The organism is Kineosporia rhizophila (assembly GCF_021277265.1).
In the GTDB taxonomy this organism is placed as follows: domain Bacteria; phylum Actinomycetota; class Actinomycetes; order Actinomycetales; family Kineosporiaceae; genus Kineosporia; species Kineosporia rhizophila.
Genome location: NZ_JAJSOH010000015.1, coordinates 97,731 through 115,745, shown reverse-complemented (window position 1 = coordinate 115,745; position 18,015 = coordinate 97,731). Strand labels below are relative to the sequence as shown.

17 protein-coding genes are annotated in these 18,015 nt (G+C 69.8%); 3 read left to right on the top strand and 14 right to left on the bottom strand.

Annotated features, from left to right (window positions below; genetic code table 11):
• Positions 1-20 precede the first annotated feature (20 nt).
• The gene (locus LWF15_RS21110) at positions 21-1,235 is read left to right on the top strand and encodes a sensor histidine kinase (RefSeq protein WP_232812599.1); all 1,215 of its coding nucleotides are present in this window, start codon (positions 21-23) and stop codon (positions 1,233-1,235) included.
• Entirely contained in the window at positions 1,220-1,870 is a 651-nt protein-coding gene (locus LWF15_RS21105) for a response regulator (RefSeq protein ID WP_232812598.1), read from the top strand. Before LWF15_RS21110 ends, LWF15_RS21105 begins: the two co-directional genes overlap by 16 nt.
• A 20-nt stretch (positions 1,871-1,890) precedes the next feature.
• On the opposite strand, the gene LWF15_RS21100 is transcribed toward LWF15_RS21105, so the two are convergent.
• Positions 1,891-2,670, bottom strand: a complete 780-nt coding sequence (locus LWF15_RS21100; RefSeq protein WP_232812597.1) for a hypothetical protein — start codon at positions 2,668-2,670, stop codon at positions 1,891-1,893.
• Between the two features lie 416 nt (positions 2,671-3,086).
• Between LWF15_RS21100 and LWF15_RS21095 the strand changes: the two genes are divergently transcribed.
• The gene (locus LWF15_RS21095; protein WP_232812596.1) at positions 3,087-3,344 is read left to right on the top strand and encodes a hypothetical protein; all 258 of its coding nucleotides are present in this window, start codon (positions 3,087-3,089) and stop codon (positions 3,342-3,344) included.
• A gap of 29 nt (positions 3,345-3,373) precedes the next feature.
• Here the strand turns inward: LWF15_RS21095 and LWF15_RS21090 are convergent, their stop codons facing one another.
• From LWF15_RS21090 to LWF15_RS21030, 13 genes are all read right to left on the bottom strand, one after another.
• The gene (locus LWF15_RS21090; protein ID WP_269810561.1) at positions 3,374-5,233 is read right to left on the bottom strand and encodes an ABC transporter ATP-binding protein; all 1,860 of its coding nucleotides are present in this window, start codon (positions 5,231-5,233) and stop codon (positions 3,374-3,376) included.
• 78 nt (positions 5,234-5,311) lie between these two features.
• Positions 5,312-6,022 (bottom strand): SDR family oxidoreductase, encoded by a 711-nt coding sequence (locus LWF15_RS21085; protein WP_232812595.1) that lies wholly within the window; start codon positions 6,020-6,022, stop codon positions 5,312-5,314.
• A gap of 67 nt (positions 6,023-6,089) precedes the next feature.
• On the bottom strand, positions 6,090-6,668 hold the full coding sequence (locus tag LWF15_RS21080) for a Uma2 family endonuclease (protein ID WP_232812594.1): 579 nt from the start codon (positions 6,666-6,668) through the stop codon (positions 6,090-6,092).
• 251 nt (positions 6,669-6,919) lie between these two features.
• Positions 6,920-8,152 (bottom strand): serine hydrolase domain-containing protein, encoded by a 1,233-nt coding sequence (locus LWF15_RS21075; protein ID WP_232812593.1) that lies wholly within the window; start codon positions 8,150-8,152, stop codon positions 6,920-6,922.
• A gap of 107 nt (positions 8,153-8,259) precedes the next feature.
• Positions 8,260-9,063: an ABC transporter ATP-binding protein gene (locus LWF15_RS21070; RefSeq protein WP_232812592.1), complete on the bottom strand. Its 804-nt coding sequence runs from the start codon at positions 9,061-9,063 to the stop codon at positions 8,260-8,262.
• A 27-nt stretch (positions 9,064-9,090) separates the two neighbouring features.
• A complete protein-coding gene (locus LWF15_RS21065; protein WP_232812591.1) occupies positions 9,091-9,867 on the bottom strand; it encodes an ABC transporter permease in 777 nt (258 codons plus the stop codon).
• The gene (locus LWF15_RS21060; protein ID WP_232812590.1) at positions 9,864-10,679 is read right to left on the bottom strand and encodes an ABC transporter permease; all 816 of its coding nucleotides are present in this window, start codon (positions 10,677-10,679) and stop codon (positions 9,864-9,866) included. The genes LWF15_RS21065 and LWF15_RS21060 overlap by 4 nt, the downstream gene beginning before the upstream one ends.
• Positions 10,676-11,653 carry an ABC transporter substrate-binding protein gene (locus LWF15_RS21055; protein WP_232812589.1) on the bottom strand — a complete coding sequence of 326 codons (978 nt, stop codon included), beginning with the start codon at positions 11,651-11,653 and terminating at the stop codon, positions 10,676-10,678. The genes LWF15_RS21060 and LWF15_RS21055 overlap by 4 nt, the downstream gene beginning before the upstream one ends.
• Before the next feature lie 153 nt (positions 11,654-11,806).
• Positions 11,807-12,715, bottom strand: a complete 909-nt coding sequence (locus LWF15_RS21050; protein WP_232812588.1) for an amidohydrolase family protein — start codon at positions 12,713-12,715, stop codon at positions 11,807-11,809.
• A complete protein-coding gene (locus tag LWF15_RS21045) occupies positions 12,712-14,220 on the bottom strand; it encodes an acyl-CoA synthetase (RefSeq protein ID WP_232812587.1) in 1,509 nt (502 codons plus the stop codon). The genes LWF15_RS21050 and LWF15_RS21045 overlap by 4 nt, the downstream gene beginning before the upstream one ends.
• 61 nt (positions 14,221-14,281) lie before the next feature.
• The gene (locus LWF15_RS37715; RefSeq protein ID WP_232812586.1) at positions 14,282-15,175 is read right to left on the bottom strand and encodes a 3-hydroxyacyl-CoA dehydrogenase NAD-binding domain-containing protein; all 894 of its coding nucleotides are present in this window, start codon (positions 15,173-15,175) and stop codon (positions 14,282-14,284) included.
• Positions 15,176-15,207: 32 nt separating this feature from the next.
• Positions 15,208-17,199: an acetoacetate--CoA ligase gene (locus LWF15_RS21035; protein WP_232812585.1), complete on the bottom strand. Its 1,992-nt coding sequence runs from the start codon at positions 17,197-17,199 to the stop codon at positions 15,208-15,210.
• Positions 17,196-17,993, bottom strand: coding sequence for a crotonase/enoyl-CoA hydratase family protein (locus LWF15_RS21030; RefSeq protein ID WP_232812584.1), 798 nt, complete (start codon positions 17,991-17,993; stop codon positions 17,196-17,198). Before LWF15_RS21030 ends, LWF15_RS21035 begins: the two co-directional genes overlap by 4 nt.
• Positions 17,994-18,015: the final 22 nt, after the last annotated feature.

Sequence of the window (18,015 nt, the reverse complement as noted above, 5' to 3'; positions counted from 1 at the left end):
CGACGAGCGTGTGGCAGGCGATGACCGGGAGCCCCGTCCGGTTCGCCCGGTCGGGGTGGCCCTGGCGCAGCCTGGCCTTCGTGGTCAGCAGCGTGGCGGTCAGCTCGATCGCCTGGCTGGCCGTCCTGCCGCTGCTGCTCTTTCCGCCACTGCTCCTGCTCGTCGGTATACCGATCGGAGCCCTGGAGCGCCACCGACTCGGCCTCATGGAGCCGCGCGCAGTTCCTGACCCGCACGCCCCGGCTCCGGTGAACGGCTGGGCGTGGGTACGGCTGCGGGTGACGGAGTCGGCCACCTGGCGCGAACTGGGCTACTGCGCATGCCTGCTCACGGTCCTGGCGCTCCTCGACCTCGCCGCGTTGCTCGTCCTCTTCGTCGGCCTCCTGCTGCTGACGCTGCCGCTGTTGCTCGCGTTGGGCGCAGAAGCCCACGTCCAGGTGGGCACCTGGACGGTCGAGACCTTCGGCCAGGCGTGTGCCGTCGCCGGTCTGGCCGGGGCGCCGGCAACGATCGTCACCCTGTACGGCATCAGCGTGCTCGCAGGCGCCCAGGCTGCCTTCACCAGATGGCTGCTTGCACCGAACGGCACCGAGATGCACCGCCAGGTGGAGGAACTGGCCCAGTCGCGCAGCCGGCTGGTCAACGCCTTCGACGCCGAACGTCGTCGGATCGAGCGAGACCTGCACGACGGCGCCCAGCAACACCTGGTGCTCCTGACGATGAAGCTGGGCCTGGCCGAGCGGCATCTGGCCGAGGCCGACGAGCGCGTCGGCGACCTGGTCCGTGAGGCGCACGAACAGGCCCGGCTGGCGCTGACCACCCTCCGGGACCAGATCCGCGGCATTCATCCCCAGGTCCTCACCGACCTCGGGCTGACCGAGGCGGTACGTGAACTCGCCGAACGCTGTCCGCTCCCGGTCGAGGTCGACCTCGACGTGCCCGGCCGGCTGCCGCCCGGGATCGAGTCCACCGCCTACTTCGTGGTCTCGGAGTGCCTGACCAACGCGATCCGGCACGCTGCAGCCACGCGTATCCAGATCAGCGGCAGGCTCGCTGAGCAACGCCTGGCCCTGACCATCGTCGATGACGGCACGGGCGGCGCCGAACCCTCAGGGGGCACAGGCCTGCGGGGGCTGGCCGACCGGGTGGCCGTCGTGTCTGGCAGGCTGGAGATCATCAGCCCACCAGGAGGACCCACCACCGTGCGGATCGACCTGCCGTGTCTCTACGCATAGTGCTCGCCGAGGACGCCGCGCTCATGCGGGCCGGCCTCGTCAGCCTGCTCGAAGGACTCGGCCACGCCGTGGTCGCGGCGGTCGGCGACGGCGACTCGATGATCGCGGCCGCCCGGGAGCACCGGCCCGATCTGGTCATCACCGATGTGCGCATGCCGCCCAGTTTCACCGACGAAGGGCTGCGGGCCGCCGTGACCCTTCGCGCCGGCGACCCCAGCGCGGCGGTGCTCGTGCTCTCGCAGTACGCGGCCACCGCGTACGCCGCCGAACTGCTCGGCCCGTCCGGCCGGGCCGGGGTCGGCTACCTGCTCAAGGACCGCGTCGGCGAGATCGCCGACTTCTCCGACGCGGTCTCCCGGGTCGCGGCCGGCGAGACCGTCATCGACCCCGACGTGGTGCGACAGTTGCTGAACCGCCGGCACACCACGAGCCCGCTCGAGCGGCTGACCACCCGGGAACGCGAGGTGCTCGGGCAGATGGCCGAAGGCCACAACAACCCTTCCATCGCCCGCAGTCTCGGCGTCAGCGACGCCGCGGTGGCCAAGCACATCGGCAACATCTTCACCAAGCTCGACCTGCCCGAGGCCGACGGCCACCGCCGGGTGCTCGCCGTCCTGACCTATCTGCGCAGCTGACCGCTGAAAGAGGCGGGCAGTCAGGAGAAGTCGGCCGCCTTCAGCGGGTTCGCCGGGGCCTTGACCACGACCTTCTTGTTCCAGTCGGTGAAAGTCATCCGGCCCTGCGGGTCCTGGTAGCCGGCCAGCCGGTCCGTGCCGTCCGCGGCGATCAGGAGCGTGCCCTGGACGCCCCGCTCCTTCAGGCCGATCGTCTTCTTGTAGCCCTTGACCGTCCTGCCCTTGACCTTGACCAGGCCGCTCTCCGGACCGGACAGGGTGAAGACGTCCTGGGTGTACGTCTTCATCGAGGCCAGCCCGAAGAAGTCGTCCAGGCCCTCGCCCTGGTGGAACTCGATCCACCGCCCGGCCAGCAGCGCCTTCGCCTGCGCGTCGCCGCCGGTGATCTTCTCGAGCATGTCCGCGCCCGGCTTGAAGAAACCCTTCTTCTGGCTGACCAGGATCAGCTTCATCGAGCCGTCCGCGGGCGTGGAGAGGCTTCCGGTGGCCTTGCCGTCCTTCGTGACCCGCAGGTCCACCCGGATGTTGCCGTCGGTGTGCTTGATCGTGGCCTGGACCCGCACCGACTTGGCCTTGCCGGCCTTCTTGCGGGCGGCCTCGAGGATCTGCAGCGGCGTCCTCGCGGCGGCCGAGTAGGCAGCCGGGGCAACCTGAGTCAGGGGCGCGGACACGCTCTGCGCGGCAGCCGCCTGAGCACCCTCGCCACCAGGGCCGGTGAGCAGTACCGCGGCTCCCAGAGCGGCCGCCGTTATGGCGGTGAGGAAGCGGGCACGAGGACGTCGCGGGCTACGGGCGAACATGGCAGATCCGTTCACTGGTTCGGAGCGCACCTGCGGAATGCAAGCGGCGCGCAGGGCGACCGGGAAACCCCCTCCGGCGCCGCGTTTCCTTGAGATTACCTGTGAGTCCGGGCCGACCATTGGTGCGAAAGCAAACTTTTCTCCCCAGTACCCCCTCGGTTTCTCACGCTCTGTGGTCGCCGTCTCACCCAATCGTGTTCTGCTCGAGCCCGGTTCGTCCGACATCGTGCGACAGGTACCAGAAAGCCGATTGAGGACGACCGGGGTCGCCTCGAGAGCGCCAGGCCGACGCCATCACATAAGGAGATGACAGTGGGCTGGTGCCGCCTGGAAACTGGCCACTCAGGCGAAGGTGCGCGGCTGGGCCCGCGCTCTCGCCACGGGCAGAAGTACCAGCGAGACCAAGGATTCGACCAATGACTTCCGACCCGGACTTCGACGGGACACTCAAGGGCTTTCTGGCCTTCCTGGCCCGGCTCGAGCAGGCCAAGATCTTCTACACGCTGCAGAACATCCGCCCAGAGGCGGTCATGGTGGCCGTCGCCGTGCCGGGCGAGCGATGGGAGATCGAGTTCACCGAGTCAGGTGAGCTCGAGATCGAGGTCTTCCGCAGCCAAGGGCCCATTCATGGTGCGGAGAAGATCCAGGACCTGTTCGCGAGGTTCTCGGACTAGGGCCGCCTGCGGGCCCCGCGTGGGGGCATTCAGTTCGTGGTCGCGAACTGCGTCCGGTGCAGCTCGGCGTAACGCCCGTCCAGGGCCAGCAGTTCGGCGTGCGTACCGCGCTCCACCACCCGCCCGGCCTCCAGCACCAGGATCTGGTCGGCCGAGCGGACGGTGGACAGGCGGTGGGCGATGACGATGGCGGTGCGGCCTTCGAGAGCCTCGTCCAGGGCGGCCTGCACGGCGGCCTCCGAGGCCGAGTCCAGGTGCGCGGTGGCCTCGTCCAGGACCACCACCCGGGGCTGCGCCAGCAGTAGTCGGGCGATGGTCAGCCGCTGCCTCTCGCCACCGGAGAACCGGTAGCCGCGCTCCCCCACGACCGTGTCCAGGCCCTCCGGCAGCCCGGCGATCACATCGGCCAGCCGGCTGCGCCGCAGGGCGTCCAGCAGTTCCTCGTCACTCGCTCCGGGCCGGGCCAACTGCAGGTTGGAGCGCAGGGATTCGTGGAACAAGTGGCCGTCCTGGCTGACCACCCCCACGGTGCGGCGCAGCGAATCCGTCCGCAACTGCCGAACATCGCTGTCGCCCACGAGGATCTGCCCGGAACTGACGTCGTACAGCCGGGCCAGCAGGTTCGCCAGCGTCGACTTCCCGGCCCCGGACGAACCCACCAGCGCGACCACCTGACCGGGTTCGACCCGGAAGGACACGTCGTGGATGATCTCCGCCCCGCCGCGGGTCTCCAGCGTCGCGACATCTTCCAGCGAGGCCAGTGAGACCTCCGCCGCGCTCGGGTAGGCGAAGCGCACAGCGCGGAACTCGACGCTGACCGGTCCCTCGGGAACCGGGCGGGCGTCCGGGGCCTCCTGGATCAGCGGCACCAGGTCCAGCACCTCGAACACCCGGTCGAAACTGACCAGTGCGCCCATGATGTCGATGCGGGCACTGGCCAGGGCGGTCAGGGGTGCGTAGAGCCGGGTCAGCAGCAGGGCCAGGGACACGATGCTGCCGGTCCCCAGGCTCCCGGTCACCGCCGCCACTCCGCCGACTCCGTAGACCAGCGCCAGGGCCAGCGCGGAGACCAGGGTCAGGGAGGTGATGAGCACCGTCTGCAGCACCGCCGTGCGCACCCCGATGTCCCGCACCCGTCCGGCCGCCTCGGCGAAGAACCGCGACTCGTCCTGCGGCCGCCCGTAGAGCTTGACCAGGGCGGCCCCGCTGGCCGAGAAGCGTTCGGTGCTCTGGGTCGTCATGGCCGCGTTCAACTGGGCGGCGTCCTGGGACAGCAGGGCCAGGTGCCGGCCCATGATCCGGGCCGGCACCACGAACAGCGGCAGCAGGACCAGGGCCAGCAGCGTCACCTGCCAGGAGATCCCGATCATGACCGCACCGGTCAGGGCGACCGCGATCAGGTTGCTGACGATGCCCGACAAGGTGTTGCTGAAGGCCCGCTGCGCCCCCAGGACGTCGTTGTTCAGCCGGCTGACCAGGGCACCGGTGCGGGTGCGGTTGAAGAAGGCCAGCGGCATGCGCTGCACGTGGTCGAACACCCGGGTGCGCAGATCCAGGATCAGGTCCTCACCCAGGCGCGCCGACAACCAGCGCACCGCCACCCCCAGGACCGCCTCCGCCACCGCGATGAGGGCGATCAGCAGGGCTAGCCGTACCACCGCGCCCTTGTCCTGCTCGCCGATCGCGTCCACGACCCACCCGGCCAGGAGCGGGGTGACCACCGACAGCACCGCGGTCACCGCGCTGCCCACCACGAACAGGGCGAACGGACGCCAGCGCTCGCGAGCCATGGCGACCACGCGGCGCACGGTGCCGGGCCGGAACGGCTGCCGTTCCCGGGCCGACCGGGCGCCCGCGATCGTCGACCAGGCGGCCATTTCCATGCTCATGGAAATGCAACCTAGCGGTCGGCCGACCCCACGGTGACCGGTCTGGACGCCACGCCCGGACCGGCCCTGCCTCAGGGATCAGCCGAAGAGCGCCGTGGGAATGTCGGCATAGAACAGAGCCGGGTCGCCGGCGAGCGAGGCCTTGACGTTGGCGGTCGGCGCGTCGCCGATCACTTCCAGTTTGCCGGCCTCGAGGCCGTCCAGGGCCAGGGCGACCACCTCGCTGGGGGCGAGCTTGGGGATGTCGTAGGCGGCCATCATGTCGGTGTCCGCGATGGCCAGGGCCAGGGCGGTCACCTGGGTCTTCTGCTCGGCCAGCTCCAGCCGGACGCCGTTGGTGAGCGACCATTCCGCGGCCTTCGAGGCGGCGTAGCCGTTGTTCGCGGGCGCGAAGACGTACCAGCTCAGCGCCGAGATGACGTTCAGGATCGCACCGCCCGCCAGCCTGGGGGCGAAGGCCCGGGTGACGTTGAGGGTGCCCCAGAAGTTGGTGTCGAACTCGCGACGGACGTTCTCGAGGGAAGCACCGAGCAGCGGGGCGTCGGTGGAGATGCCGGCGTTGTTGATCAGGATGTCGAGGTCGCCCACCTCGGCGGCCGCGGCCGCGACCGAGGCCGGATCGGTGATGTCCAACTGGAGGGGGGTGACGCCGGGGACGTCGACGAGTTCGGGGCGACGGGCACTGGCGTAGACGGTGGTGGCGCCGCGGGCCACCAGGGCCTCGGCGAAGGCCTTGCCCAGGCCGCGGTTGGCGCCGGTGACGAGTACTTTCTTTCCGCTGATCTGCATGTCGGCCAAGCTAGAACCTGACACCGGCGTCAGGGGCAAGTCAGTGGCTCAGCTCTCGCTGCCCACCTCATTCCTGACGCATGAGAACGGGCGCAGCCCAGTCGGGCCATTCGCCGAAGATCAGGAACGAATACGGATCCTCAGAGCGATCCACCGCCAGGTACGGGACGCCCCACAACTCGTACCGCTGGCGCTTCAACCCCAGGTCGACCTCCCGGTTGGAAGAGGTGATCTCAATGACGAGTTCCAGCCCGTCCGGGAACACGCCCTCCCCCTGACCGGGCACCCGGACGATCCGGTCGGTCCGGACCACGACAACGTCCGGGATGACACACACGCGATCCGTTCCCGGCTCGAAGACATTCACGCCCTCGAGAGCCTCGCAGCCGACCGGAACCAGCGCATCCAGCTGATTGGCCAGGCGCCTCGCCCAGCGCGTGTGATCCACATCAGTATGCGGAGTCACCAGAAGCACCCCATCCAGCAGTTCCAGACGTCCCACAGATGGGTCCACGTCGGTGAGGTCCGCGATCGCCAGCAGTCGATGCCCTGACAAATAGCCCAGCCTGGCAAGCACCCAGTCCTGCGGGGTCCACTCCTCGACGGGAGCAATAGGCGGCTCAGGCGAGAGTGGTTCAGCTGCCATGTCAACCCTCCGTTCGCGGTCTCCCAGCATAGGAGCAGCAACAGCAGTGAGCACAGCGGCGACCTACACGCGGAAGGACCGCGCCACCATGTGGGTGAACGCCCAGAGCCGGATCGTCAGAGATCCGGACCGGGCCGAGCGGATTCTCTGGGAGAGACGTTCCCAGACATAGCCGCAGCCTGAAAGGGCCCGATTAAAAGGCCTCGGTCCGGCCCGGTCGCGGCGTTCGCGCGGCCGGGCCTGACCGCCGGCTACCGCAGTACGTTCAGCCCCGCAGCATCCGCATAGCTCGCGGAAGGCACCTTCTTGCCGAACATCGCACAGACAGCGGTAATCTGGGCTTCGCCGTAGGCCTGCGCCGAGGCCTCCAGCGCCGGGTCGTTCTTGTCGGTGACCATGATCAGGGAGATGTTGACGTCACTCGAGACCGTGCGTTTGCCGTCAGGGCTGACCAGGGTGATGGAGTTGTGCCCGAGCGTGCCGCCGTCGTGCCCCCAGGCCGTGCCACAGGACGTCTTCTGAGAGAAAAGCCCCAGCCCGTAACGGTAGAAGCCCTGTTCGTCCATCGGGACGGTCTTCTTCATCTCGGCCAGCTGGGCGGCCGGGAGGAGTTTCCCGGACAGCAGGGCGGCGTAGAAGGCACTCAGGTCGCGCGACGTCGAGATCACGGCACCCGCGGCGCCGCCCCAGCTGAGCGACCAGTCGGAGGTGTCGGTGTAGGTGAACTCACCGTCGGCGATCTCGAGGGCGTACCCGTGGGCGAAGCCCGGACCGGTGGCTTCGGCGAACGGGTCGGCCAGATAGGTGTCGCGCAGCTTCAGCGGCTTGGCGATGCGCTGCTGGATCAGGTCTTTCACCGAACGGCCGGTGAGCTCGTGCAGCATCTCACCGATTACGACGTAGTTGGTGTTGGAGTAGTGCCAGCCCTGGCCCGGCGCGAAGTAGGGCTCGTGGCCGAACGCGGTCTTCAGGATTTCCGGCGGTGCGATCACACGGCTGGGCTCGGTCACGATGCCCGGGAAGAAGTTCTCGTGCTCGGTGTAGTTGAACAGGCCGCTGGTGTGCTGCAGCAGCATCCGCACCGTGATGTTCCGGCCATCGGGCACCACGCCCGGCAAGTACTGTTCCACCGGCGCATCAAGTTTCACCTTGCCCTGGGCCACCAGCTGCAGGGTCAGGACGGAGACGAAGGTCTTGGTCTGGCTGCCCGCCTCGTACTGGTCCTTGTTCCTCATCCGCCGTTGGGTGTTCAGGTCGGCCAGGCCCGCGGTCGCAGTACGCACGTGCTGCCCGTCGTTCACCCGGACCAGGTAGCCCACCGCCCCGGCCTCGACCACCGCGTCGGCGGTGCGCTGCAGATCGTTCTTGGGCCGGTCGGCACCTGCGGCCTGCGCGGTTGCGCCGGCCAGGGTCGTGGTGACCAGCACTGCCGCAAGGCCGAACGCAGTTACCGCAGAGCGGCCGAAATACTTTGAGTTCGTCATGACTCCCCCTGTCGTCTACCCCTCGTCAGATCAAGACGAACCGCACCGGCGATGAGTGCCCGGCCTGGCGGCATCGAGTCACTGCGCGTGGGGGGGGACGACGCCCTTCAGTGCGATCTGGCCGAGTCGGCGGGGGTTCTGACGTAGCCCGCGGCCGGCCGGTGGATCTGGGCGTAGACCTGGGCCCGCAGTTCGGCGAAACGGGCCGTGGAGCGGGTGCTCAGCTGGTCGCGCTCGTCGGGCAGGTCGATGACCAGGTCCTGCTGGACCACGGTGGGTGAGCCGGACAGGACCAGCACGCGCTGGCCCAGGTAGACCGCCTCGTCGATGTCGTGGGTGACGAACAGGACGGTGACCTTCAGCCGGCGCCAGATCTCGCGGAGCAGGTCTTCCAGGTCGGCCCGGGTCTGGGCGTCGACGGCGGCGAAGGGCTCGTCCATGAGCAGCACCTGCGGCTCGTGGGCGATGGCCCGGGCGATCGCGACCCGCTGCTGCATGCCGCCGGACAGTTGCCAGGGGAAGGCGCCGTGCACGTCGGCCAGGCCGACCGCCTGCAGCGCTTCCTCGGCCAACTGCCGGCGCCGGGCGGCGGGCAGTTTCTTCTGTTTCAGGGGCAGTTCGACGTTCTGGCGCACCGACATCCAGGGGAAGAGACTGCGGCCGTACTCCTGGAACACCAGGGCCAGGCCCGGCGGTGGGCCTTCGACCCGGCGGCCACCGAGGACGACCTCTCCCGAAGTGGGTTGCAGCAGGCCCGACATGATCTTGAGCAGGGTGGTCTTCCCGGACCCGGAGGGCCCGACCAGGCACACCAGCTCACCCTGCCCCACCGAGAAGGTGAGGTCGCGGACGGCCTCGACCGATCGTCCTCTGCTCTCGTACGTCTTCTTGATGCCGCTGACCTCGAGCATGGACGAATTCCCTTCCCGGGTAGGGTCTCAGGAGGAACGCTGCGACCGGCGCAGGCCGTGGTACCAGGCCAGCTGGTGGTTCTCCACGATCCGGAAGAGCAGGGCCAGCAGCACGCCCAGCAGCCCCAGCATCAGCATCCCGGCCCAGGTCTCGGCGATCGCGAAGCTGCGCTGGGCCTGCACCACGGCGAAACCCAGGCCGTTGGAGGCGGCGAACAGCTCACTGATCACCATCAGGATGATCGCCACCGAAAGGCCCTGCCGCAGACCGGCGAAGATCTGCGGGCTGGCCGCGGGCAGCACCAGGTGGCGCAGCCGGGCCCGGCCGGTGATGCCGAAGCTGCGGGCGGTGTCGCTGAGCACCTCGTCGAGGGCCCGCACCCCCTCGACCGTGTTCAGCAGGATCGGCCACATGCAGCCGAAGGCGATGACGACGACCTTCATCCGGTCGCCGATCCCCAGCATGAGCATGAAGATCGGCACCAGCAGCGGGGGCGGGATCGCGCGGAAGAACTCCAGCACCGGTTCGAGGAAACCGCGCACGGTGCGGGAGGTCCCGATGAGCAGGCCCAGCGTGATGGCGAACGCGGCGGCCAGGCCGTATCCGGCCAGCAGGCGCAGGATGCTGGGCAGTGCGTCAGCCCTCAGTCGCGGGCCGAACCATTCCTGGACCAGGCTTTCCAGGATCTGCGACAGCGGTGGGAAGAAGAAGTTGGTGCTGTTGGCGCTCAGCACCCACCACAGGGCCAGCAGGACGGCCGGCAGGCCCAGAGTGAAGCCGATGCGGCGCAGTACGGCGATCACCGGTTGATCTCCCCTCGCTGTGCCGGGTGCCACCACAGCGCCCGTCGCTCGATCCAGCGGAACCCGATGTTGACCACGACTCCCAGCAGCCCGGTGACGACCACGATGGCGTAGCTGGTCTCGACGGCACCGCTGCTCTGGGCCACCGCCAGCAACTGCCCCAGGCCCGGGTTGCCGATGACCAGTTCCGAGGTGACGGCCAGGATCAGCGCGACCGCGGCGGCCAGCCGCAGCCCGGTCATCGCGTAGGGCAGGGCGGTGGGCCAGGTCAGGTGCCGCATCCGGGCCCAGGGCCCGAGGCCGTAGACGCGGGCGGTGTCCAGGGCCACCGGGTCGACGTCCTGCACGCCGTAGAGCACCTGCACCAGGACCTGCCAGAAGGCGGCGTAGACCACCAGCAGCAGCTTGCTCTCCAGGTCCGAGCCGTACAGCAGCACCGCGATCGGGATCAGGGCCACCGAGGGGATCGGGCGCAGGAACTCGATGGTGGAGGCGGTGAGGTCGCGGGCCAGGCGGGAACTGCCGATCAGCACGCCCAGGACGATGCCCGCCGTGGCCGCGATCGCCAGGCCCAGCGCCCACCCGGCGAGAGTGTCGGCCAATGCCTGCCAGAACACCTGGCGCCCGGTCTGTTCCGCGATCGCCGAGCCGATCTCGGAGGAGGGCGGGAAGTACTCACGGGGCAAAACGCCCACCCGCGGCAGCACCTCGAACAGGGCGACCAGGGTGAGTAGGCCGCCCAGTCCCAGCAGGGGTGCCGGAATGCGTTGGCGCCCAATGGTGGACGGGGTGCGGGTGGCGGTGAGCGTCATGGCAGGAGCCCGGCCACGTCGGCGGTCTTCTCCAGCAGACCGTACTGCTGCATCAGGGAGCCCAGCTGCTCGATCTTGGCCTGGCGCAGGTCAGTGTCGAACTCCTCGAGCTGCACCTTCTCAGCGGCCTCGGGCGGTAGCTGGGGCAGGACCTTGGTGATCTGCGCCTTGACCGCGTCGGGGTTGGCGTCGGCGAACTCCAGGGTCTCCTCCAGCGCCGCGGTCATCTCCTTGACCAGCTCCGGTTCGGACTGGAGCAGCTTCGGTGAGGTGAAGAACAGCTGGGTGGGGTGGCCCTGGACGGCGTCCTTGCTGGGGTAGGTCACCACCGTCATCCCGTCGGCGCGCAGACTGCCCAGGAAGGGCTCGGGCACCCAGACCGCGTCGACGTTGCCCTGGCCCAGGGCCGCGGGCATGTCGGGGAACGGCAGCTCGACGAACTTCACTGCCCCAGGGTCGCCGCCGTCCTTGCGGATCGCCTCGCGGATGGTCAGGTCGCCCATCCCGTTGAGCGTGTTGATGGCCACCCGCTTGCCCGCCAGGTCGGCCGCGGACTCGATCCCCGACCCGGCGGCGGCGACGACCCCGTTGATGTCGGTGTCTCCCTCGGACAGCGCCGAGGTCCAGGACGTGACCACCTTGACCTGCAGGCCCTTCTCCCGGGCCTGCAGGAGGGAGACCGGGTTGCTGGTGGCGAAGTCGAGCTGGCCGGCCATCACCGCCGGCAGCAGGGCCGCGCCGCCCTGACCGGTCTCGACCTTCAGCTGCAGGCCGTGGTCGGCGAAGAAGCCCTCCTCGATCCCGGCGTACAGCGCCGCGGTGGGCAGGATGGGCAGCATCCCGACCGAGACCTCGCGGGGCCCGTCCTCACTCGCGCCCCGGGCGCCGTCCGGCTCGTCGTCACCGCCGCAGGCGGACAGGGCCAGCAGCGCGACGGCGAGAACCGGGACGAGTCTGCGCACCTTACGCGCCATGGTCGGGCTCCGTTCGTGATCGGTGAGTGGGACAGCGTCGTCCGCCCCAGGACGGGGGCACCGATGGCGCCGATGCACTCGTCCGCGCACTGTGCCCGGACGAGGAAGAACATCAGGTTTCCTGATGATTCTGGTGATCTGCACCACTACTTGTCAAGGACTGTGCTCGCCCGCCCCGGCCAGCCCGAGCAGGGCCACGGCGTTGTCCTTGAGGATGCCCGGCAGCACCTCCTCGCGCAGCCCCAGCTCCCGGAACTCACGGATCCAGCGCTCGGGGGCGATCAGCGGGTAGTCGCTACCGAAAAGCACCTTGTGCCGCAGCATTCCACCGGCGGCGCGGACCAGCTCGGCCGGGAAGTACCGCGGCGCCCAGCCGGACAGGTCGATGTGGACGTTGGCCTTGTGCACCGCCATCGCGATGGCCTCGGCCTGCCAGGGCACGGACGGGTGGGCCAGGATCACCTCCAGGCCCGGGAAGTCGGCGGCGACCTCGTCGAGCAGGATCGGGTTGGAGTACTTCAGCTTGATTCCACGCCCGCCCGGCAGTCCGGCTCCGATGCCGTTCTGGCCGGTGTGGAACACCACCGGTACGGCCAGCTCCTGCAGCGCCGCCCACAGCGGCCGGAAACTCTCCTCGTCCGGCGAGAAGGCCTGCAGGCTCGGGTGGAACTTGAAACCCCGCACCCCGTGATCGCCCACCAGCCGCTGGGCCTGGGCGATCGCGGCCGCCCCGCGGTGCGGGTCGACCGAGCCGAAGGGGATCAGCACGTCCGCGTGTTCGGCCGCCTGCTCGGCGATGTCCTCGCTGGACAGCGTCGGATGCCCGGTGGCGGTGGCCGCGTCCACGGTGAAGACCACCGCGGCCATGTCGGCCGCCCGGTACCGCTCGGCCAGGTCGGCCACGGTCGGCGTGCGGTTGTCCGAGGAACGGAAGTACGCCGCCGAGGCGTCCATCAGCTCCTGGTCCAGCGACAGGCAGCCGTGATGGTCGCGTTCCACGTGCACGTGCATGTCGATCGCCTGCACCGACGAGATGTCGATACGGGGCTCGTAGCGGCTCATTCCGCGCTCTCCGTCCGGTCGGTGAGGCCGTGCAGTTCCAGCACCCGCGACTTCACCAGCTTGCCCGAGGCGTTGTGCGGCAAGTGGTCGGTGAACACCACGCTGCGGGGATGCTTGTAGCGGGCCAGCCGCCCCTGCAGGTGAGCCAGCAACTCGTCCGTACTCAGGGTCCGGCCGGTGTGCAGGACGATCACGGCCCGGCCCACCTCCCCCCACGTCTGGTCGGGCACACCGATCACGGCACATTCGGCGACCGCCGGATGCGTGTAGATCGCCTCCTCGACCTCCGCCGGGTACACGTTCTCGCCGCCGGAGATGTACATGTCCTTCAGCCGCCCGACGATGTGCAGGTAGCCCTCCTGGTCGACGACGGCCAGGTCGCCGGAGTGCAGCCACCCGTCCTCGGACAGCGTCTGCGCGGTGAGCTGCGGCTGGTTCCAGTAGCCGGAGGTCACGTTCGGGCCCTGCACCAGCACCTCCCCCGGTTCACCGGCCGGGACCGGACGCCGATCAGGCGTCACCACCCGCACATCGCTGAAGAAGCACGACGTCCCGGCCGACCCCAGCTTGCGCAGCCCGTCCGCGGCCCGCAGCATCGTCGCCCCCGGTGAGGCCTCGGTCAGCCCGTAGCCCTGCAGGATCGCCAGCCCTCGCTCCAGCCAGGTGCGCAGCAGGCTCTCGGGGATCGGCGCTCCCCCGCTGAGCGCACTGCGCAGGGTGCTCAGATCGGCGCTCGCCCAGCGTTCGTCCCGGGCCAGGGCCTGATACATCGACGTCACCCCGAACAGCAGCGTCACCCCGTGCTGCTCGATCAGGGCGAGCGTGCGGCCGGCGTCGAACTGCGCCTCCACCAGCGCCTTCCCACCCTTGAGCAGGGTCGGCAGCAGCACCTGGTTCAGCGCCGCGGTGTGGAACAGCGGGGCCGTCACCAGGGCCACCTCGTCACTGCCCACGTCCACGTCGACCAGCAGGTTGAACACGTTCCAGACGATGTTGCCGTGGCTCAGCCGCACCCCCTTGGGCCGGCCGCCGGTGCCGGAGGTGTACTGGATCATGAAGAGGTCGTCGAGGCCGACCGCCTCGTCCGGCGCAGCGCCGTCCCGCGTCAGCACCTGGTCCAGGCCCCGCCCCGCCGCGGCCTCGAAAACCAGCTCCTCCGGCCCGGGCGCCTCCAGCCCGAGGTCGCGGACCAGCAGACGGGGACTGCAGTCGGCCAGGATCGCGGCCGTCTCCGGCCCTGCCAGCCGGGTGTTCAGCGGCACGAACACGGCACCCAGCTGGGCCGCGGCGAACATGGTGATCACGAACTCGACCGAGTTGCGGCCCAGGAACGCGACCCGCTCGCCCCGGGCCACCCCGCGCTCGCGCAGCGTCTGCGCGAACCGGCCGGCCCGGTCGGCGAGCTCGGCGTAGGTGGTGGGCACCCCGTCCTGCACAAGGGCGACCCGGTCCGGCGTCATCCGCGCCCGCCGGGCCGGCCAGGAGCCGATGCCTTGGTCCCGCATGACCTTAGTCCTTCGCTGTCGACGCTGTCAGTGAAGTCGCTGGTGCTGCCGTCCGGTCAGTTCAGGTCAGTCCCAGGTCAGCCTTGAGGGCCAGGAGCTGTTGCAGGGCCCGGTCCCGGCGCGTCGCCAGATCACCCTCGGCCTGGGCAAGCTCGGCGCGAACTCCCTCGACGAGCGTGTTCACCAGCTCCGGGGTCAGCTCGGGCGAGCCGAGGTCGTCCCACCATTCGAGCATCGGTGGGCCCAGGTGGTCCAGCACGTGCGCAATCCCGCCGGGGCCGCCGGACAGGTGCTGGGTGGCGAACGGGCCCAGCAGCGCCCACCGCAGACCGGGACCGCTGGAGACGGCCAGATCCAGATCCGCGACCGACACCACACCCTGCCCGACCAAGTGGTAGGCCTCCCGCCAGAGCGCAGCCTGCAACCGGTTCACCACGTGGCCGGGCAGTTCCTGCCGCACCAGGATCGGCTGCTTGCCCCACAGGCGCAACGTCTCCAGGGTGGCCTGCAGCGCCTCTTCGGAGGTGGCCCGGCCGCCGACGACCTCGACCAGCGGAACCAGGTGCGGCGGGTTGAACGGATGGGCCACCAGCACCCGCTGCGGATGACGACGGCACACCTCTTGGAAGGAGCTCGCCGGCAGCCCGGACGAACTGCTGGCCAGCACCACCTCCGGGCCCGCAGCCTGATCCAGCACGGCGAACAGCGCGCGCTTCACCTCCAGCCGCTCCGGCCCGCCCTCCAGCACCAGATCAGACCCAGCCGCGGCCTGCGCGACGTCGGTGGTGAATTCCAGGAGCGACTGATCAGCCGGGCGGCCGAGTTCGGCCGAGCGCGCGGCGACCTCGGCGCGCAGCCTTTCCTGTGCTCCCGGATCCGGGTCAGCGGCCAGCACCCGCAGCCCGCGGCTCAAGGCCAGCGTGGCCCAGCCCGATCCGATGGAACCGGCCCCCACGACGCCCACCGTACGGACGTCTCCCCCCGCGATCACGAGCGTTCCCCGCGAGCCGCTCGCCGACGTCCTAAATCGACCAGCAGTTCCAGCGAGGCCGGGTCGGCCAGGGCGTCCCGGCTGAGGACATCCTCGACCGGCGTGCCCAGAAGGATGCGCTTGACCGGGACTTCCAGCTTCTTACCGGTGAGATTACGCGGTATCGAGGGCAACTGGACGACCTGATCGGGCACATGGCGCGGGGAGAGCGCGGAGCGCAGGGCCTGGGCGAGGCCTGCTCTCAGCGGCTCGTCCAGGCTCCTTCCCGCCTCCAGGCAGACGAAGAGCAGCAGGTCACCGTGGCCGGCCTCGGGGTCTTCGAGATGTACGACGAGAGAGTCCACCACGCCGTCCAGTTCCTCGACGACCTGGTAGAACTCCGCCGTTCCGAGACGCACGCCGCCCCGGTTCAGGGTCGCGTCCGAGCGCCCGGCCACCTGACAGCTTCCGTCCTCGGCGAACACCACCCAGTCGCCGTGGCGCCAGATGCCCGGATAGCGTTCGAAATACGTTGCCCGGAGACGACTACCATCGGGGTCGCCCCACAGCCCCACCGGCATCGAGGGCATCGGCGCGGTGACCACGAGTTCTCCCAGCCGGCCGACCACCTCGGCACCGGACTCGTCGAAGGCATGCGCATCCACCCCCAGGCAGCGCCCGGAGATCTGCCCGGCCCGCACCGGCAGCAGCGGGTTGTTCTGCACCAGGCCCGAGCACACATCGGTGCCGCCGCTGCCGAGGTTGAGCTGCACGCCCGCGCCCAGGTGGTCGGTGATCCACGCCGCGCCCTGCACGGGCAGCGGGGAACCGGCCGAGCCGAGCACCCGCACCGCCAGGTCGAACTCGCCCCGCAGGTCCAGACCCGCCGAGCGGCAGGCCATCAGGAAGGCGGGGCTGGCCCCCATCACCGTGGCGCGGGTCTGCTCGGCCAGACGCCACTGCCACGACGGGCCGGGATACATCGGGTTGCCGTCGATCATCACGATCGAGGCGCGGAGCAGCAGCGAGGAGACCAGGGCGTTCCACATCATCCAGGCGGTGGTGGTGAACCACAGCATCCGGTCGCCGGGCCCCAGGTCCCACGACAGCGCATGATTCTTCAGGTGCTCCAGCAAGATGCCGCCGTGGCCGTGGACGATCGCCTTGGGCGGGCCGGTGGTTCCGGAGGAGAACAGCACGAACAAGGGATAATCGAACGGCACCGGTTCGAACACCAGGCGGCCGTCGGCACCCGCCCCGGCGAGCAGATCCGGCCAGGACAGCGCGTTCTCGACCCGCCAAGGGCCGTACTCGATGTCGAGCACGTGGCGTACCGACGGCAGGCCGGCCCGGATCTGCGCCACCTGTGGGCGCCGGTCCACGTCCTTGGCTCCGTAGCGGTAGCCGCCCGCCACCAGCAGCACCACCGGCTCCAACTGCGCAAAGCGGTTGACCACGCTGCGCGCGCCGAACTCGGTGGCGCAACTGGCCCAGACCGCACCGATGCTGGCCGTGGCCAGGAAGGCGACCAGTGCCTCGGGCGCGTTGGGCAGGTAGCCGGCCACCCGATCGCCCCGGCGCACCCCGAGGTTCAGCAGGACACTGCGGGCGCGGGTGACCTGCTCGCGCAACTGCCCGAAGGTCAGGTCCAGGTCCGGACGGGTCTGGGAACGCCCCAGCACGGCCAGTTCTCGATCATCGGCAACCGACCCCAGCGCGTGCTCGGCATAGTTCAGGGTCGCCCCGGGGAACCACTGCGCGCCCGGCATCCGCCGGTCGGCCAGGACCCGGTCGTAGGGGGCGTGCGAGAGCACCCCGAAGTACTCCCAGACCGCCGACCAGAAACCCTCCAGGTCGCCGACCGACCAGCGCCACAGCTCCTCGTGCGTGCTCATCTGCAGGTGGCGGTGGTGCGCGACCCAGTCCAGGAAGTGACCCACCCGGCTGGTGCGCAGAACGTCTGCGGGCGGGCACCAGAGCACGTCGCCGGGCCGGACGGCGTTGCTCACTGCCGCTCCACCTTGGGCGCCCGGCCGTCCAGGAAGGCCTGCATCCGGCTCTTGGCGTCATCGGTGCCCTGAGCCACCGCCGCCATCAGCGCCTCCAGCAGGAAGCCGTCCTGCGGATGGGCCTGGGCGATCCGCGGAAGCGCCTGCAACACAGCGAACCTCGTCTGCGGGGCGACTTCGGCGACCTTCTCGGCCAGCCGCAGGGCCGTGGACAGACCGGCTCCGGAGGGCACGACGTACTGGGACAGCCCGATCGCCGCTCCCTCCTGTGCGCTGTAACGGCGGCCGGTGAGCATCATGTCGACCATCCGGGCCAGGCCGATCAGCCGGGGCAGACGCACCGAGCCGCCTCCGCCGACGAAGATGCCGCGCTGCCCCTCGGGCAGTGCGTAGAACGCCGACTCCTCAGCGACCCGGATGTGCGCGGCGCAGGCCAGTTCCAGCCCGCCGCCGATCACCGCCCCCTTCAGCACGGCGATCACCGGCACCGGCCCCTTCTCGATCGCCTCGAAGACCCGGTGCCACATCCGCGAGTGCTCGACCCCGGCGAAGGTGTCCCGGCCGGTCATCTCGCTCAGGTCCAGGCCGGCGCAGAAGTGCTCACCCTCGGCGTCGAGGACGACCACCCGCACCGCCGGGTCGAGCGTGCCGAAGAAGTGCTCGATGGCCAGTACGGTCCGGTCGCCGAGGGCGTTGCGCTTGTGCGCCCGGGCCAGGGTGAGCACCGCGACCGGACCCGAGCTGCGGGATCGCAGAAAGTCGTCCTCCCGGGCGTTCTGGCTGTCACCGACCACGCCGAACTCCTTGACCGAAGGA

Bases quoted from the DNA above. Each gene is read 5' to 3' on its own strand.
- LWF15_RS21110 (WP_232812599.1), top strand. From the start codon at position 21: ATGACCGGGAGCCCCGTCCGGTTCGCCCGGTCGGGGTGGCCCTGGCGC.
- LWF15_RS21100 (WP_232812597.1), bottom strand. From the start codon at position 2,670: ATGTTCGCCCGTAGCCCGCGACGTCCTCGTGCCCGCTTCCTCACCGCC.
- LWF15_RS21095 (WP_232812596.1), top strand. From the start codon at position 3,087: ATGACTTCCGACCCGGACTTCGACGGGACACTCAAGGGCTTTCTGGCC.
- LWF15_RS21090 (WP_269810561.1), bottom strand. From the start codon at position 5,233: ATGAGCATGGAAATGGCCGCCTGGTCGACGATCGCGGGCGCCCGGTCG.
- LWF15_RS21085 (WP_232812595.1), bottom strand. From the start codon at position 6,022: ATGCAGATCAGCGGAAAGAAAGTACTCGTCACCGGCGCCAACCGCGGC.
- LWF15_RS21080 (WP_232812594.1), bottom strand. From the start codon at position 6,668: ATGGCAGCTGAACCACTCTCGCCTGAGCCGCCTATTGCTCCCGTCGAG.
- LWF15_RS21075 (WP_232812593.1), bottom strand. From the start codon at position 8,152: ATGACGAACTCAAAGTATTTCGGCCGCTCTGCGGTAACTGCGTTCGGC.
- LWF15_RS21070 (WP_232812592.1), bottom strand. From the start codon at position 9,063: ATGCTCGAGGTCAGCGGCATCAAGAAGACGTACGAGAGCAGAGGACGA.
- LWF15_RS21060 (WP_232812590.1), bottom strand. From the start codon at position 10,679: ATGACGCTCACCGCCACCCGCACCCCGTCCACCATTGGGCGCCAACGC.
- LWF15_RS21055 (WP_232812589.1), bottom strand. From the start codon at position 11,653: ATGGCGCGTAAGGTGCGCAGACTCGTCCCGGTTCTCGCCGTCGCGCTG.
- LWF15_RS21050 (WP_232812588.1), bottom strand. From the start codon at position 12,715: ATGAGCCGCTACGAGCCCCGTATCGACATCTCGTCGGTGCAGGCGATC.
- LWF15_RS21045 (WP_232812587.1), bottom strand. From the start codon at position 14,220: ATGCGGGACCAAGGCATCGGCTCCTGGCCGGCCCGGCGGGCGCGGATG.